Raw genomic sequence first — 15,130 nt, 5'->3', positions numbered from 1 at the left:
GACTTTCATGCCTATCATAAAATGAAGATTTAATAGCATAAAGTTAAATTTTATTTATTAAATTTTTGCAAAGATTAGTCCAAATCCTAATGATTAGCCACTTCAGGCAAAATTAACAAACGTAACGAAAAGTTACGAAATTTTTATCAAATTGTGTCAGTTACAGCCTGAATCTAACTTTTGGTAGGCACTTTCTGATAAAAAAAACTCATGTACCGTGTATTTTCTACGCCAATCGCAGTTCGGTTTTTCAACTGTAACGCGACCAGTTCACAATCTGTAGAGATCGCCGAACTTACTGCGTAGAGGTACAAGTGGGACATTAGGAAAGTGTGTATCTGGTGTCCTACGTTCATTGCCAGAGATCCCTACAGACAGAAGAACACGCATCAAAGGAGCCTTACCGAATGTTCACACACGTCAAGTCCACCATCCGACACATTACGCCCGACAACCTGGCAGAACGTGCTTTAATCAAGGTGGTCTATGTCGTGCTAGAGTCCCAGTATCAGAGTGCCTTATCGCAAGCGGTACGCCAAATTAACCAAAGCAATCCGAATTTGGCGATCGAAATTAGCGGCTATCTGATCGAAGAACTCCGAGATCCTGAGAACTACGAGGAGTTTAAGCGCGATATCCAAAGTGCCGACATCTTCATCGCCTCACTGATTTTTATTGAAGACTTGGCGCAAAAGGTGGTAGCGGCAGTAGAACCATATCGCGATCGCTTGGATGTGGCTGTTGTCTTCCCCTCAATGCCAGAGGTGATGCGCCTCAATAAAATGGGTAGCTTCTCAATGGCGCAGTTGGGACAATCCAAAAGCGCGATCGCCCAATTCATGCGCAAGCGTAAAGAAAAATCTGGGTCTTCTTTCCAAGACGGGATGCTGAAGCTACTCCAAACCTTGCCCAAGGTACTGAAGTATTTACCCATCGATAAAGCCCAAGATGCGCGTAACTTCATGCTGAGTTTTCAGTATTGGTTGGGGGGGTCGCCAGAAAACCTGGAAAATTTCTTGCTGATGTTGGCGGATAAATACGTCATCAAATCGTCTGTAGGGGCGCACGGCTGTGCGCCCCTACAATACCGGGAACCTGTAGTTTATCCCGACATGGGTATCTGGCATCCTTTGTCAACCACTATGTTTGAGGATATCAAGGAATATCTCAACTGGCACAACAGCCGCCAAGATATCTCTAGCGACCTAAAAGACCCGCTTGCGCCTTGCGTGGGACTCGTACTGCAACGCACCCACCTAGTAACGGGGGATGATGCCCATTACGTAGCAATCGTGCAGGAACTCGAAGCAATGGGGGCGCGGGTGGTTCCTGTATTTGCGGGCGGCTTGGACTTTTCTAAGCCCGTCGATGCTTATTTCTACGACCCTGTTAGCAAAAATCCGATCGTAGATACGGCAATCTCCCTAACGGGTTTTGCCTTGGTAGGAGGACCTGCACGACAGGATCATCCCAAAGCAATTGAAGCACTGAAACGGCTGAACCGCCCTTACATGGTTGCCCTGCCTTTAGTGTTTCAGACGACGGAGGAGTGGCAAGATAGCGATCTAGGCTTGCACCCGATCCAAGTGGCACTACAAATTGCCATTCCAGAATTGGATGGGGCGATCGAGCCGATTATACTATCAGGTCGAGACGGTGCAACAGGTAAAGCGATCGCCCTGCAAGACCGCGTTGAAGCCGTCGCCCAACGGGCGATGAAGTGGGCTAACCTGCGCCGCAAGCCAAAACTTGATAAAAAAGTAGCAATCACCGTTTTCAGTTTCCCACCCGATAAGGGTAACGTGGGGACAGCCGCCTACTTAGATGTATTCGGTTCCATTTACGAGGTGATGCAAGCCCTGCGAAATAACGGCTACGATGTGCAGGATTTGCCAGAGTCGCCCAAAGAGTTGATGGAACAGGTGATCCACGATGCCCAAGCGCAGTACAGCAGCCCCGAACTCAACGTTGCCTACAAGATGTCCGTACCGGAGTACGAAGCACTGACTCCCTATTCGCAAAAATTAGAGGAAAACTGGGGACCACCACCAGGACATCTCAACAGCGACGGGCAAAACCTTTTGGTATACGGCAAGCAATTCGGTAATGTTTTTATTGGCGTACAGCCGACATTCGGCTATGAAGGCGACCCGATGCGGTTGTTATTCTCCCGTTCTGCTAGCCCCCACCACGGTTTTGCGGCTTACTACACCTATTTAGAGCAAATTTGGCAAGCTGATGCCGTCCTACACTTTGGAACTCATGGTTCCTTAGAATTCATGCCAGGAAAGCAAATGGGGATGTCGGGTGACTGCTACCCAGATAATCTAATTGGCATGATTCCCAACTTGTACTATTACGCAGCAAATAACCCCAGTGAAGCCACAATTGCCAAACGCCGCAGTTATGCCGAAACGATTTCTTACCTGACACCGCCAGCCGAAAATGCTGGACTGTACAAGGGTTTAAAGGAATTAAGCGAACTAATCGGTTCTTATCAAACTTTAAAAGATTCCGGTCGCGGTATTCCCATTGTCAACACCATCATGGATAAGTGCCGGATGGTGAATTTAGACCAAGATATTAACTTGCCAGAGCAAGATGCCAAAGACATGACTGCCGAGGAGCGGGATAATATTGTTGGCTTGGTGTATCGCAAGTTGATGGAAATTGAGTCGCGGTTGTTGCCTTGCGGGTTGCACGTCATTGGTAAACCGCCTTCAGCAGAAGAAGCGATCGCAACTTTAGTTAATATTGCTGGGTTGGATCGGGCTGAAGAAGAGATCCAGAGTTTACCTCGGATTATTGCCAATAGCGTCGGGCGGGATATTGACGAAATTTATCAAAATAGCGATCGCGGTGTTTTGGAAGACGTGCAATTATTACAAGACATCACCCTTGCCTCCCGCGCCGCCGTTAGCGCTTTGGTTCAAGCACAAACCGACGCAGAAGGCAGAGTTTCCCTAGTTTCCAAACTCAATTTCTTCAACATGGGTAAAAAGGAACCTTGGGTAGAAGCTTTGCACCAAGCAGGTTACGCCAAAGTCGATCCGAATGCCCTCAAACCCCTGTTTGAATATCTAGAATTTTGCCTGCAACAAGTTTGCGCTGATAACGAACTGGGGGCTTTATTACGGGGATTGGAAGGCGAATACATCTTACCTGGTCCAGGGGGCGACCCGATCCGCAACCCCGATGTTTTGCCTACAGGGAAGAATATTCATGCCCTCGATCCGCAAGCGATTCCGACAATGGCAGCTGTGCGATCGGCGAAAATCGTCGTAGACCGCTTGTTAGACCGTAATAAGGCAGAAAATGGTGGAAAATTTCCTGAAACCATTGCCTGCGTTCTCTGGGGAACCGATAATATCAAAACTTATGGTGAATCCCTAGCGCAAATTATGTGGATGGTCGGCGTGCGTCCGGTTCCCGATGCCTTGGGACGGGTGAACAAATTGGAGTTGATTCCTTTAGAAGAGTTGGGACGACCCAGAATCGATGTTGTCATTAACTGTTCCGGGGTTTTCCGCGACTTGTTCATCAACCAAATGAACCTGCTGGATCAAGCGGTGAAAATGGCAGCGGAAGCAGACGAACCTGTAGAAATGAATTTTGTCCGCAAACACGCCTTGAAGCAAGCTGAAGATATGGGGATTAACTTGCGCCAAGCTGCGACTCGCGTATTTTCTAATGCTTCCGGTTCCTACTCGTCCAATATTAATTTGGCAGTGGAAAACAGCACTTGGGACAGTGAAGCTGAGTTACAGGAAATGTACCTCAAGCGCAAATCCTTTGCTTTCAGTGCCGATAATCCAGGGACGATGGAACAGTCGCGGCAGATTTTTGAAACTACCCTCAAAACTGCTGAGGTGACATTCCAAAATCTCGATTCTTCCGAGATCAGTTTGACGGACGTATCGCACTACTACGACTCAGATCCGACAAAAGTTGTGGCAAGTTTGCGGAATGATGGTAAAGTACCTGCTTCCTACATGGCAGATACAACTACAGCTAACGCGCAAGTCCGTACTTTATCAGAAACCGTGCGTTTAGATTCCCGTACCAAATTATTAAATCCCAAGTGGTATGAAGGAATGTTGTCTCATGGTTATGAAGGCGTGCGGGAACTCTCCAAGCGATTAGTTAATACGATGGGTTGGAGTGCGACTGCTGGTGCTGTCGATAATTGGATCTATGAAGATGCTAACGATACGTTCATCAAAGATGATGCCATGCGTCAGCGGTTGTTGAATTTAAATCCGCATTCCTTCCGCAAAATGGTTTCTACTTTGTTAGAAGCAAATGGGCGCGGTTATTGGGATACTGATGAGAACAATTTGGATCTGCTACGCGAGTTGTATCAGGAGGTAGAAGACCGGATCGAAGGCATAGAATAGTTATAGTAGGGCAGGTAAAATACCTGCCCAAATCATAAACCTCAAATTCTTCTATGACTGCCCTTACGCTCAACCTGAATCCTGTAATTAAGTTGACAGACGAGCAATTTTTTCAGCTATGTCAAGCAAACGAAAATTTGAGATTTGAGCGCAACGCGACTGGAGAACTGATTGTAATGACACCTGTAGGGGGAGAAAGCAGCAACCGTAATGGCAGAATAAACCAGCAGTTATTTAATTGGGCTGACACAGATGGAACTGGGATAGCTTTTGATTCCTCTGGTGGATTCAAGTTACCCAATGGTGCAGATCGTTCCCCTGATGCTGCATGGATAAAATTAGAGCGTTGGAATGCACTAACCCAACAGCAAAAAGAAAAATTTCCTCCTATTTGTCCCGATCTTGTTATTGAGTTACTTTCGCCAAGTGATAGCTTAAAAGTAGCTCAAGATAAAATGAAAGAATACCGAGACAATGGCGTTTGTTTAGGTTGGTTAATCAATCGTAAGTCTCGGCAAGTAGAAATTTATCGACAAAATAGAGAAGTTGAAGTATTAGAAAATCCTGCTACTTTGTCAGGGGAAAATGTTTTACCTAAATTTATTCTAAATCTTGAGTTTATATGGTGATAGTGACAGCAAATAATTTGATGATTCTACTTTGATTTTAATGCAGATTACACTTCACTATGAAATTACTCTCTATTGGAGTAAAGAAGACAAAGCGTTTATTATCAATCCAATTGCCAAATCTTAATCGTCATATCTCGACTGCAACTAGCAAGTACGTTCCCTTGCGGATTGAAAGCAACCCCATTCACCCAGTCAGTATGTCCCTGAAGCGAACATAATTGTTTTCCCGTTGTGGGATACCATAACTTAATCGTATTATCTCCTCGGCTCGCTAAAGTCTGCCCATCGGGACTGAATACCACAAATCCTACATAACTGTGATGCCACGTCACAGCAGAAAAAGGTTTAGCCGTACCCAATCGCCATAATTTAATTGTCTTGTCATAGCTAGCACTGGTTAAAAACTGCCCGTCAGGACTGTAGGAAATCGAATTCACCCAACTCGAATGTCCTTTTAGAACGTGCAGCAGTTGTTCCATGCCTAAATGCCAAATTTCAATGGTTTTATTACAACTGCCGATCGCTAAAGTTTGACCGTCAGGACTGAAAGCAACAGAATAGGCTGAGTTTGCTTGACCGACGCGAGTATCTAATCTTTGTCCTGTGGTTAAATCCCAAAAGTGAATTGTCTTATTTTTGCCATGACTAGCCAGCTTTGTCCCATCAGGCGCGATCGCGACTGACCAAACTGGATCGACATGTCCGATTAATGTATGCAGTAATTCTCCCGTATCTAGCCGCCAAATCTTAATCGTGCGATCGTCGCTACCACTAATTAACCATTTGCCATTGGGAGTAATTGCAATAGATCGTACCCATGCTGTATGTCCGATTAGAGTTTTGAGTAATTTTCCTGTCGCTAAATCCCAAATTTTAATTGTTGTATCCGCACTAGCACTAACTAGAGTTTGTCCGCCTGGACTAATCGCCACGGCAAATACCCAGTTCGTATGTCCGATGAGGGTGTTGGCACATTTCCAGCGAGTGTGAGGCGATGGCTTAGGTGTTTTGAGTTTTGGTTCCAGTTCTAGGGCAATTTTAAAATCAGAGTCTGCCCGATGTTTGTATCCCAGTCGGGCGCAGGCGAGTCCGCGATATTTATAAGCAGCTGCAAAGTTAGGTTGGAGGCGAATCGCTTGCGTAAAATCCTCGATCGCCACAATATATCTACCTCGTCTCGCGTTCTCCATTCCTCGCTTAAAATAAGTCTCGGCGCAAGATTTGTAGGTTGAGTAAGTCCCTGTAGCCGCAGCTACTCTACTCGCGTGTGGCTGTTGCCATTTGAGTTGCTGGTACGCCTCGTTAATTTTTTTGATTTCTTCTTCGGCTTGCTGCTTTAATTGGGAGCGATCGGGAAATAAATCGGGATGCCAAGTTTTTGCCAAGGTACGATAGGCGTGCTTCACCTCAGCAGCAGTTGCACCAGGTTTTAGTCCTAGTATTTGGTAATAGGTTTCGACTTGACTCATCTCAATGGCGATAACTTTCTTGCGTCAATAGCATGAGGCGATCGCTCATACTGGAATAGGACTTACAAATCCGGTCATGGTTAGTATTCCCAAAAATTGTTCGTTTTCAACACAAACTCCTCATAGTGGTTATCACTGGGATGGTAGCGATCGCCGTTTTTTTGAAGGCTGGTATTACCGCGTCACGTTACCTGCTGGCGACACTTTTGCTTTCATGTACTCCATCGAAGACCCTATCGGTGGTAAACCCCATAGTGGAGGCGCAGCCCAGATTCTCGGTTCCGACGATAAATATTTATGGCGGACTTATCCCGATGTCAAGCGCTTTTGGGCGAGTCCGACTCAACTTGCTTTAGGACATTGGGGACAAACAGACTTAGAGACTCAAGCAAAATGGCTTTCTCCTGACGAATTCGATCGCCACATCCAACAGGGTTATCAAGCAACTGCGACTTGGAACCAAGGCATTATCCGCGATCCCGCCAATAATGGTGATTGCCGCTGGCAGTACGAGATCCAACCGATTTATGGATGGGGCGATCGCGGTAGAATACAGCAATCTACGGCTGGTTGGCTGTCTTCGTTACAAATATTTGAACCTGGCTGGCAAATCTTGATGGCGCACGGTTTAGCAACGGGTTGGATTGATTGGTACGGCAAGCGCTACGAGTTTACCAACGCCCCAGCCTATAGCGAAAAGAATTGGGGCGGTGCTTTTCCCCAAAGATGGTTTTGGCTGAATTGCAATAGTTTTGACAACGAACCCGACTTAGCTTTAACTGCTGGCGGTGGTAGGCGTGGGGTGTTGTGGTGGATGGAATCTGTAGCAATGGTAGGCTTGCATTATCGGGGTAAATTTTACGAATTCGTCCCTTGGAACTCCGAGGTAACGTGGAACATCCAGCCCTGGGGTTGCTGGCAAATGCAGGCGAGAAATGCTGACTATGAAGTTGTTTTAACGGGGACGACAGATTTACCTGGCACTCCCCTACGTGCGCCTACCCAAAACGGGCTAGTTTTCTGCTGTAAGGATACGATGCGCGGGCAAGTGAGTTTACAACTCTATTCTTGTCGTGGTGGCAAGAAACTGATATTGGAGGCTACAAGTTCAGTCTGTGGCTTAGAAATCGGTGGCAACCCGTGGGATAGTGCGTGGCAGAAGTGAGGAGTGAGGAGTGAGGGGGACAAGGGAGACAAGGGGGACAAGGGGGTAATTCGCCACCAGTCACTCACCCGACTTTTGACTTTTGACTTCTGAACTTCTGATGCTATGATCGCAAAGGATTGGGGCTGTAGCTCAGTTGGATAGAGCGAGCGCCTCCTGAACTATCGGGCATCATAGAGGAAACTCTATGTATGAATGCGATCGAAGTCGGTGAACCCTAAAAAGTTAGCAGACTGACCGCAATGTTTGCATTTCATGGGAATACCGAGCCAAGCCAAAGTTAAGTGAATAGCGAGGTTTGAGTATCTATTAGAACTTAAAACTTAAAATTCAGGAAGACTTTGGAAGGTGTAGAGACTAGGTGGTCGCCACCTACGGGCTAAAAGCCTATGGTGAAGGTATAGTCCAGAGAGTGGGGAAACTCACACAAATCTGAAGCGCTAGGTCGCGCGTTCGAGACGCGCCAGTCCCGTCAAAATTCAAGCCTTACAGCTATATCAGCAGGGAAAGCTGTTTGCCTGAATGACAAACGCTCGACGCTAGTAATCGCGAATTGTTCAAAGTGCCATAATTTACAAAACTAGCTAATATAAGTATTTTCATACCTAGCAATAGATGTAGGATTGAGCAGGAATAAAGCAGCTCTTTCCTGTGTTGCTTCAGATAAATGAATTTGTGCCAAAGTAACTAATCCTTCCGTGACAAAAGAATCTCTCACTACAGCATTTTCTCCACCATTAAAGGAAGTTTCATAAAACACTTCTTTAATCCCAGCTGAAATAATTAACTTTAAACAAGACAGACAAGGTTCTAGGGTGACATAAATACTCGCCCCATCAGTAGATGTACCGTGTTTGGCAGCTTGGGCGATCGCGTTTGCTTCAGCATGTACAGCTCGCGATGGTAGGCTCTTACTAGCGTCACAACTGCTCAACCCTGGATAGCAGTATCCTTGAGCCGTACAATGAGCCGAACCAGACGGCGAACCGTTATAACCTGTTGCTACAACCTGCTTGTTTTTAACAATTACAGCGCCAACTGGAAAAGCAAGGCAAGTTGAACGAGTAGCTGCTAGTTTAGCCAACATTAAAAAGTACTCATTCCATGTTGGTCTTTGGTCATCGCTAGCTGTCATTTTCCGTCCTGGTTATATAACTTTCCTGTTTTCAAACACTCAGATGCCTTTTGCAACTCCATTCCTAAATATCCAGAGTGATCTGGACGAATAGAAGGAGAAGCAGCGCAAATTTCTCTTAATAGCTTTAAGGGATTTTTCCCAGAATAGCAGGCAACAACCTCACCGCTACCAGGTGTTGTTTGGGTAACAACTATCTCACAATCTGTAACTTCAATTAGGAAGTTTCCACATGGATCGTTGTAGTCTAATTGTTTAGAAATTACCGCATACTGCTGCTTAATCAGTCGATCTACGTTTTCCCAAGTATCGTCATATATGTGGGCTGATTGGCTCATTGTAATCAGCGGTCCCATGCGTAAATCGTAACTAGAACGAGCGGCAATTTCATCTCGAATATGCTGTTGTAATGCTCTCAATCCCATAGCGTTTGCAGCCCATGCAGAAAACATATCGTTACTGCGTAACGTCGCTGTTAATGATATCTCTTGCTCGACAACTCTCACCCAAATATGATTTAAACATGGGCTACCACCTTTTTCATGGTCTTTCACATCCCACAGTGTCATGACGGCACTAGCAGCATCGATCTCTCCGATCAGCTTTTGAATCACCTGCTCGACTTGATCCCGACCAAAATGCGATCGCAATCTTTGACCGTAAGTATATTTCACCCCTTCTCTATAGGGCTGGTCGTCTAAAATCTGCGAAAGATATTCTTGAATAAAAGCGCGATCGCATGGTAGATAATTTGGTTCGGGAAAATAGAAACCCTCTGGTTCGTCAGTGACAATTGCCATCAAATCGATCAGTTCCTGCCATTGCCCATCGTAACCAGTAGGTCGAATTGTTCCTGTTGTTTTGATTCGGTGAATAATTTTCACCCAAGTTTCAGCAATTGTTTTTCCTTCAATTCGATGTCCGTAACGAGTTCCAGGTAAAACTGTAGGAACTACATTCCCTATAGGAAATTCTAAAGGTACACCCCAAGGCTGTATTTCTTGTTGTTGAGTAACAACAACAAAATTGCGCGTCTGCTCAACTGCTTCAGTAATCGAAAACACTTCCTTAACTACAAGATTTTGCCGCAACTGTTCCAATGCAAAAGCATCGACTTCCAGATCGATATACCCAGAAATGGAGGAACGAATCATCCAGCAGTGCTTTCCCGTATCGCTTGACCCTGCTGTAAAGCCATGCTCGAAAAAATCTAACAAGCACTTCGTACCCCCTGAGTTTCTATCTTCTTTAGTAGCGTTGAGAACGACTAAAAAACGAACGTGAGGATTGGCGAGTAAATTGCGGATCAGCAAGTTAATTCCCCGCGTTGGCGAGTATAACTGTCCGATGACTGCATATTCGCTCTGTTGCAAATGCTTGGCGATCGCCTGTTTGACAGTCCAACCAGTCACGACTGCAACTTGTCCAGTGCCATATAATAGCTGGTTTGGTTTATGCGAAGGTCTGTAATGGTACTGTTTTGTAGAATCGGTGACTGTCACAGGCTTACATCACAAAAGTAACTCTTGTAGAATACCTAAACCTGAAACAAAATTGCCAGTTACTCGTATCTTTTTACATTCGTCATCGGCGATCGCTACCAATTTGCTCTGTGTAGCAAAATAACCTACATCCATATCTACGCGAGTAGCTAGCACAACTTCACAAATAAAGCTGCTGGGCAACAAAAAACCTCGACTCAAAAGCCGAGGTGCAAGAGGAGGAATTAAATGTCGATGAGAGCTACTGTTGTCGAAAATCACACCATTTTAGCTAGCAAATAGGGCGACAATTACCATAGCCATGATGAATAAACCAGCGATCGCGCCTTGAAAAGCATAGCGACTCTGTTGTTCTGGGGATGGATACTCGGAATAGTACATTTGTGGCTCGGTAGCGTAGTTATTCAGAATGCCTTCTTCGTTGGTAGTCGTGTACATAGTGTTTACTTCCTATTTATTAACTCTTGTAAACTAATGTAACAAAAATGTTACGAAAAAGCAAGATGACTTGACAAATAAAAATAAATAGTGATGAGAAGTATTGCTTATCTATCAGCGCTCGACGAGCGATCGGTAATTACAACAGGCAGGAAAATTGTTGTAATGTATTGACTAACTCAGTTTCGGCAGACAAGAGCTGCTAATGTATGGTATATATCTACTGTAATCCCACCGATAAACTGGAAATTAGAGGGATAAGTTATTGTCGAATGCTGGCAATTGATTCCTTAGCCTCCAGCCCCTAGCCCCTACCTCAATCAAAATGGGTATTGTTGTAGAAAACGTCACGAAACAGTTTGGCAGTTTTACCGCTGTCGAAAACGTCAGTTTAGAGATTGAAAGTGGTTCATTAGTCGCTTTGTTGGGTCCGTCAGGATCGGGGAAGTCTACGCTTTTACGTCTGATTGCGGGGTTAGAGATGCCGGATAGCGGTAAAATCTTGCTGACGGGTAAAGATGCGACCAATCAGAGCGTACAGGATCGGAATATTGGGTTTGTATTTCAGCACTACGCTTTGTTCAAACATATGACGGTACGCCAAAACGTCGCCTTTGGGATGGAAATTCGCAAAGCTACCAAAGGGAAAGTTAAAGGGCGGGTAGAAGAATTACTAGAGTTAGTACAATTAAAAGGATTGGGCGATCGCTATCCTTCGCAACTTTCAGGCGGACAGAGACAAAGAGTCGCCTTGGCGCGGGCGCTAGCGGTAGAACCAAAAGTTTTGTTACTAGACGAACCCTTCGGGGCGTTAGATGCCAAAGTGCGGAAAGATTTACGCGCTTGGTTGCGCCGCCTCCACGATGAGGTTCACGTTACGACAGTATTTGTCACCCACGACCAAGAAGAGGCGATGGAAGTTGCCGACGAAATTGTCGTGATGAATAAAGGTAAAGTCGAACAGGTAGGAACGCCAGCCCAAGTTTACGATCGTCCCGCTACAGCATTCGTGATGAGTTTCATTGGTCCTGTGAACGTGTTACCGAGTACGGCGAAAATATTTCAGGGTAGCGGGTTTGATTCTGCCCATCCAGAAATCTTCCTACGTCCCCAGGATGTGGCGATCGAGACAGAACCTAACGCCACGAGTGTCCCTGCAAGAGTCAGTCGGATTATTCATCTGGGCTGGGAAATTCAGGCAGAGTTAACTTTAGACGACGGACAAGTAGTGATGGCACACTTAACACGCGATCGCTTCGACCAACTGCAACTCGAACCCCAGCAAAAGGTTTATGTCAAACCCAGAGAAGCGAAATCTTTTCCGTTATACTATTCGATTTAATGCCGTTGGTAGTTGGTAGTTGGTAGTTGGTAGTTGCTTCTCCTCTACTCCCTGCTCCCTGGTAATTGGCTAAATCAAAAAGAAAAAATATGAACTGGTTTGGTTTATCGCGCCGGCAATTTTGGTCGTGGGGAAAGTTTCTGAGTCTGCTGAGTCTATGCTGCTTGCTGATCGTCAGTTGTAATAATTCGCGTCCGCCAGCACAAACAACAACGCCTGCTACTGGCGGTGGTGGGGGTAACAGTCGCATTACTGTGGGGACGACGCTAAGACCGAGAACGATCGATCCCGCAGATAATTACGAATTGGCAGGCACTAATATTACTACTAGTTTGTGCGATCGCCTCTACACTTACAAATTAGGTACGGGAGAACTAGAACCCCAGCTAGCCACAGCTTTACCTAAAGTCAGTCAAGATGGGTTAACTTATACGATTCCCATCCGTACAGGAGTTGTTTTTCATGACGGAACGCCATTCAACGCCGAGGCGATGGCGTTTTCCCTAAATCGGTTTATCAAAAATGGCGGGAAACCAAGCGCGCTGTTGTCAGATGTGGTGAGTTCTGTAGCGGCAACAGGAAATGACCAGATAACGATTAAATTAAAAAACTCTTTTGCGGCATTCCCTTCAGTCTTAGCTTTTCCTGGGATGTGCGCTGTCTCTCCCAAAGCCTATCAAATTGGTAGCGGCAAATTTTTACCGACAAAATTTGTTGGCACGGGACCGTATCAGTTAAGGCAGTTTACACCAAATTTGGTACGGATGGATGCATTTGATAAATATTGGGGCGCAAAACCGACAAATCAAGGCATTGACTTTCAAATTCTTTCCAATGCGGCAAATTTATACAATTCTTTCCGCACGGGTGCGGTAGATATTGCCTATCAAACCTTCGATCCGCAGCAAGTAGAGAGTTTAAAACAGCAAGCAACATCAAAAGGATGGCAGGCAATTGAAGAAAAAAGCAATACTGTCACCCACATGATTTTGAACGTCAAGCAAAAGCCTTTAGACCAGTTGGAAGTCAGACAGGCGATCGCTTCAATGATAGATCGTCCCCTACTGATACAACGAGTTTATCAAAATCAGGCGCAACCACTCTACAGTATGCTGCCCGATACTTTCGACAGTTATAAACCCGTGTTTCAATCGGCTTATGGCAATGGCAATGTGGAGAAGGCAAAAGCCTTACTAGCCAAAGCAGGATACACCAAAGAGAACCCGTTGAAATTACAAGTCGTTTATCCTGGGTATTCCCTGATTCGAGAACAAATTGCAGGCACTTTGAGGGGATACGCAGCGCAGAAACTCGAAGGGATAATTCAAATCCAGCCGCAGCCAGAAGAATCAGCTACCTTTTTCGCCAACCAAGCCAAAGGAGCATATCAGGCAATTTTACAAGATTGGTATCCCGACTTTGGCGATCCCGATAACTACATTCAACCATTTTTGAGCTGTCCCAAAGGCGACGCTAGCGGTTGCGAGAATGGTGCCAGTCAAAGCCAAGGTTCGTTCTACTACAGCGATCGCATGAACAAATTAATCTCTCAGCAGCGCCAAGCACAAGATCCGCAAGCGCGGGCAAAAATCTTTGGCGAAATTCAAGATTTAATTGCCCAAGACGTACCAATTATTCCTCTAGTTCAAAATAAAGACTACGTTTTTGCCCAAAAAGGACTTCAAGGCGTACAAATCGACCCGATTTTGAAACTTCCTTTGTGGCAGATGAAGAAAGGCTGAAAAAGTCAAAAGTCAAAAGTTAAAAGTCAAAAATTTGTAGGGGCAGGTTCACCGAAAATATTTGTCAAAATCGGAGTTGCTTGGTAAACCTGTCCGTACAGTGCATCAGCTGAATTATAGGCTGGCGATCGCGCCAAAGACAAGACAACCAAAGGCGATACGTAGGAGAAACGGTAGCTTATAAATACTTGCAACTACAACAACTATACTCGCTGCGATCGCCCCCCAAATTTCTATAGTTGACTGTCCCAAATCTGCCACGCTACTAGTAGCCATCACCAAAATTACCGCAAAACCAATTTTATCCAACCAATTCGCTTGCAACCGTGTCCGTACCCAAACGCCCACACTCCGCATCAAGAAAGTACCCAAACCAGCCAATAATATAATCCACCAAATATGCATCTAAACTTCACCCTTTCTTAGGGTTCTTAACTTTGCGTCTACTCTTACGAGAAGTCGCTTTGCGCCTTTGCGTCTTTGCGCGACATAAAAAAGAATTTTTGCAACTACCGATAAATTTTAGGTAACACCACAGCCAAACAAGTCACCCCTACAATCGACAGTAAAAAACCCCACGTTCCCCAACTTTGAGTTACCAGCACCAAACCAACACCGATCGCTACTACAATCCACTCTCTACCGAGGCGATCGCCAAGACTATCAACCAAAAGGCAGATAAACAAACTCGGCAAAGCAAAACTCAGCCACTGTACGGGTAACTTTGCCCCGATTTGACATCCCAACCAAGTTCCAGAGATCCAACTCAACCAACATAGAATATGAATGCCGAAATAGTAGAAATGCGATCGCAGTTTGCTAGTAATATCTAGAGCAAAAGCCTCATCTGTAAGCCCGTGAGCCAGGAATAATCGCTGTCCTAGCCCAAAGCGGTTAAAAATGCGATCGCTAGCCAGACTCATCGGAATATGCCGCAAATTAATCAACAGCATCGTCAGCACGATACTTACCCAGAATAAATCTTGCTTGACTCCTTCTAAAGCGGCAAATTGGGCAGCACCAGCATAAACCCAAATAGACATAGTAACCGCAGCTGATGTAGACACACCTACCCCAGTTGCCAGCGCCCCAAAACTCATCGCTACAGGGAAATAGCCAACTCCCACGCCCAAGGCGCGATGAATGCCTTTCAAAAACTCATGCATTGACCGTTCTCGAATCCGCTACAGCATTAGTTTAGTTAGTGGGGGCAAATTCAGTCTTGAACGATCTTGCCCTAGATTTATAAAGAAAACTAAAACTTCTTTATTCTGACAGATGCAGAAAATAAAGCAATTATTAGAAGCT

12 protein-coding genes are annotated in these 15,130 nt (G+C 45.4%); 5 read left to right on the top strand and 7 right to left on the bottom strand.

Translation table 11 applies throughout. From position 1 onward, the window contains the following. Positions 1-407 precede the first annotated feature (407 nt). Together H6G17_RS10885 and H6G17_RS10880 are read left to right on the top strand one after the other, a co-directional pair. Positions 408-4,397 (top strand): magnesium chelatase subunit H, encoded by a 3,990-nt coding sequence (locus tag H6G17_RS10885; protein ID WP_192156985.1) that lies wholly within the window; start codon positions 408-410, stop codon positions 4,395-4,397. A gap of 53 nt (positions 4,398-4,450) precedes the next feature. Next, positions 4,451-5,026, top strand: a complete 576-nt coding sequence (locus H6G17_RS10880; protein WP_192156983.1) for a Uma2 family endonuclease — start codon at positions 4,451-4,453, stop codon at positions 5,024-5,026. A 104-nt stretch (positions 5,027-5,130) separates the two neighbouring features. Here H6G17_RS10880 and H6G17_RS10875 read toward each other — a convergent pair whose 3' ends face one another. After that, positions 5,131-6,498, bottom strand: coding sequence for a DnaJ domain-containing protein (locus tag H6G17_RS10875; protein WP_192156981.1), 1,368 nt, complete (start codon positions 6,496-6,498; stop codon positions 5,131-5,133). 76 nt (positions 6,499-6,574) lie between these two features. Here H6G17_RS10875 and H6G17_RS10870 point away from each other — a divergent pair, with 76 nt between their 5' ends. Next, a complete protein-coding gene (locus H6G17_RS10870; RefSeq protein ID WP_192156979.1) occupies positions 6,575-7,663 on the top strand; it encodes a tocopherol cyclase family protein in 1,089 nt (362 codons plus the stop codon). Between the two features lie 580 nt (positions 7,664-8,243). Here H6G17_RS10870 and H6G17_RS10865 read toward each other — a convergent pair. The 4 genes from H6G17_RS10865 to H6G17_RS10850 all read right to left on the bottom strand — a co-directional run bounded on the left by H6G17_RS10865 (position 8,244) and on the right by H6G17_RS10850 (position 10,738). After that, entirely contained in the window at positions 8,244-8,798 is a 555-nt protein-coding gene (locus H6G17_RS10865; protein WP_192156977.1) for a dCMP deaminase family protein, read from the bottom strand. Continuing rightward, entirely contained in the window at positions 8,795-10,300 is a 1,506-nt protein-coding gene (locus tag H6G17_RS34610; RefSeq protein WP_192156975.1) for a thymidylate synthase, read from the bottom strand. Before H6G17_RS34610 ends, H6G17_RS10865 begins: the two co-directional genes overlap by 4 nt. Positions 10,301-10,309: 9 nt before the next feature. Then, the gene (locus H6G17_RS10855; RefSeq protein ID WP_158265977.1) at positions 10,310-10,456 is read right to left on the bottom strand and encodes a hypothetical protein; all 147 of its coding nucleotides are present in this window, start codon (positions 10,454-10,456) and stop codon (positions 10,310-10,312) included. 111 nt (positions 10,457-10,567) lie between these two features. Further along, positions 10,568-10,738 carry a ssl1498 family light-harvesting-like protein gene (locus H6G17_RS10850; RefSeq protein WP_192156973.1) on the bottom strand — a complete coding sequence of 57 codons (171 nt, stop codon included), beginning with the start codon at positions 10,736-10,738 and terminating at the stop codon, positions 10,568-10,570. 325 nt (positions 10,739-11,063) lie between these two features. Between H6G17_RS10850 and H6G17_RS10845 the strand changes: the two genes are divergently transcribed. Together H6G17_RS10845 and H6G17_RS10840 are read left to right on the top strand one after the other, a co-directional pair. Beyond that, positions 11,064-12,080, top strand: a complete 1,017-nt coding sequence (locus H6G17_RS10845) for a TOBE-like domain-containing protein (RefSeq protein WP_192156971.1) — start codon at positions 11,064-11,066, stop codon at positions 12,078-12,080. 89 nt (positions 12,081-12,169) lie between these two features. Further along, the gene (locus H6G17_RS10840; RefSeq protein ID WP_192156969.1) at positions 12,170-13,822 is read left to right on the top strand and encodes an ABC transporter substrate-binding protein; all 1,653 of its coding nucleotides are present in this window, start codon (positions 12,170-12,172) and stop codon (positions 13,820-13,822) included. Positions 13,823-13,936: 114 nt separating this feature from the next. Here H6G17_RS10840 and H6G17_RS10835 read toward each other — a convergent pair whose 3' ends face one another. Together H6G17_RS10835 and H6G17_RS10830 are read right to left on the bottom strand one after the other, a co-directional pair. After that, positions 13,937-14,227 carry an AzlD domain-containing protein gene (locus H6G17_RS10835; RefSeq protein WP_192156967.1) on the bottom strand — a complete coding sequence of 97 codons (291 nt, stop codon included), beginning with the start codon at positions 14,225-14,227 and terminating at the stop codon, positions 13,937-13,939. A gap of 104 nt (positions 14,228-14,331) precedes the next feature. Continuing rightward, positions 14,332-14,988 carry an AzlC family ABC transporter permease gene (locus tag H6G17_RS10830; protein ID WP_192156965.1) on the bottom strand — a complete coding sequence of 219 codons (657 nt, stop codon included), beginning with the start codon at positions 14,986-14,988 and terminating at the stop codon, positions 14,332-14,334. Positions 14,989-15,130: the final 142 nt, after the last annotated feature.

This window comes from Chroococcidiopsis sp. [FACHB-1243], from assembly GCF_014696895.1.
GTDB lineage: Bacteria > Cyanobacteriota > Cyanobacteriia > Cyanobacteriales > Chroococcidiopsidaceae > Chroococcidiopsis.
Note: the sequence above shows the minus strand (reverse complement) of the source record. Positions and strands in the feature narration are given on the sequence as shown.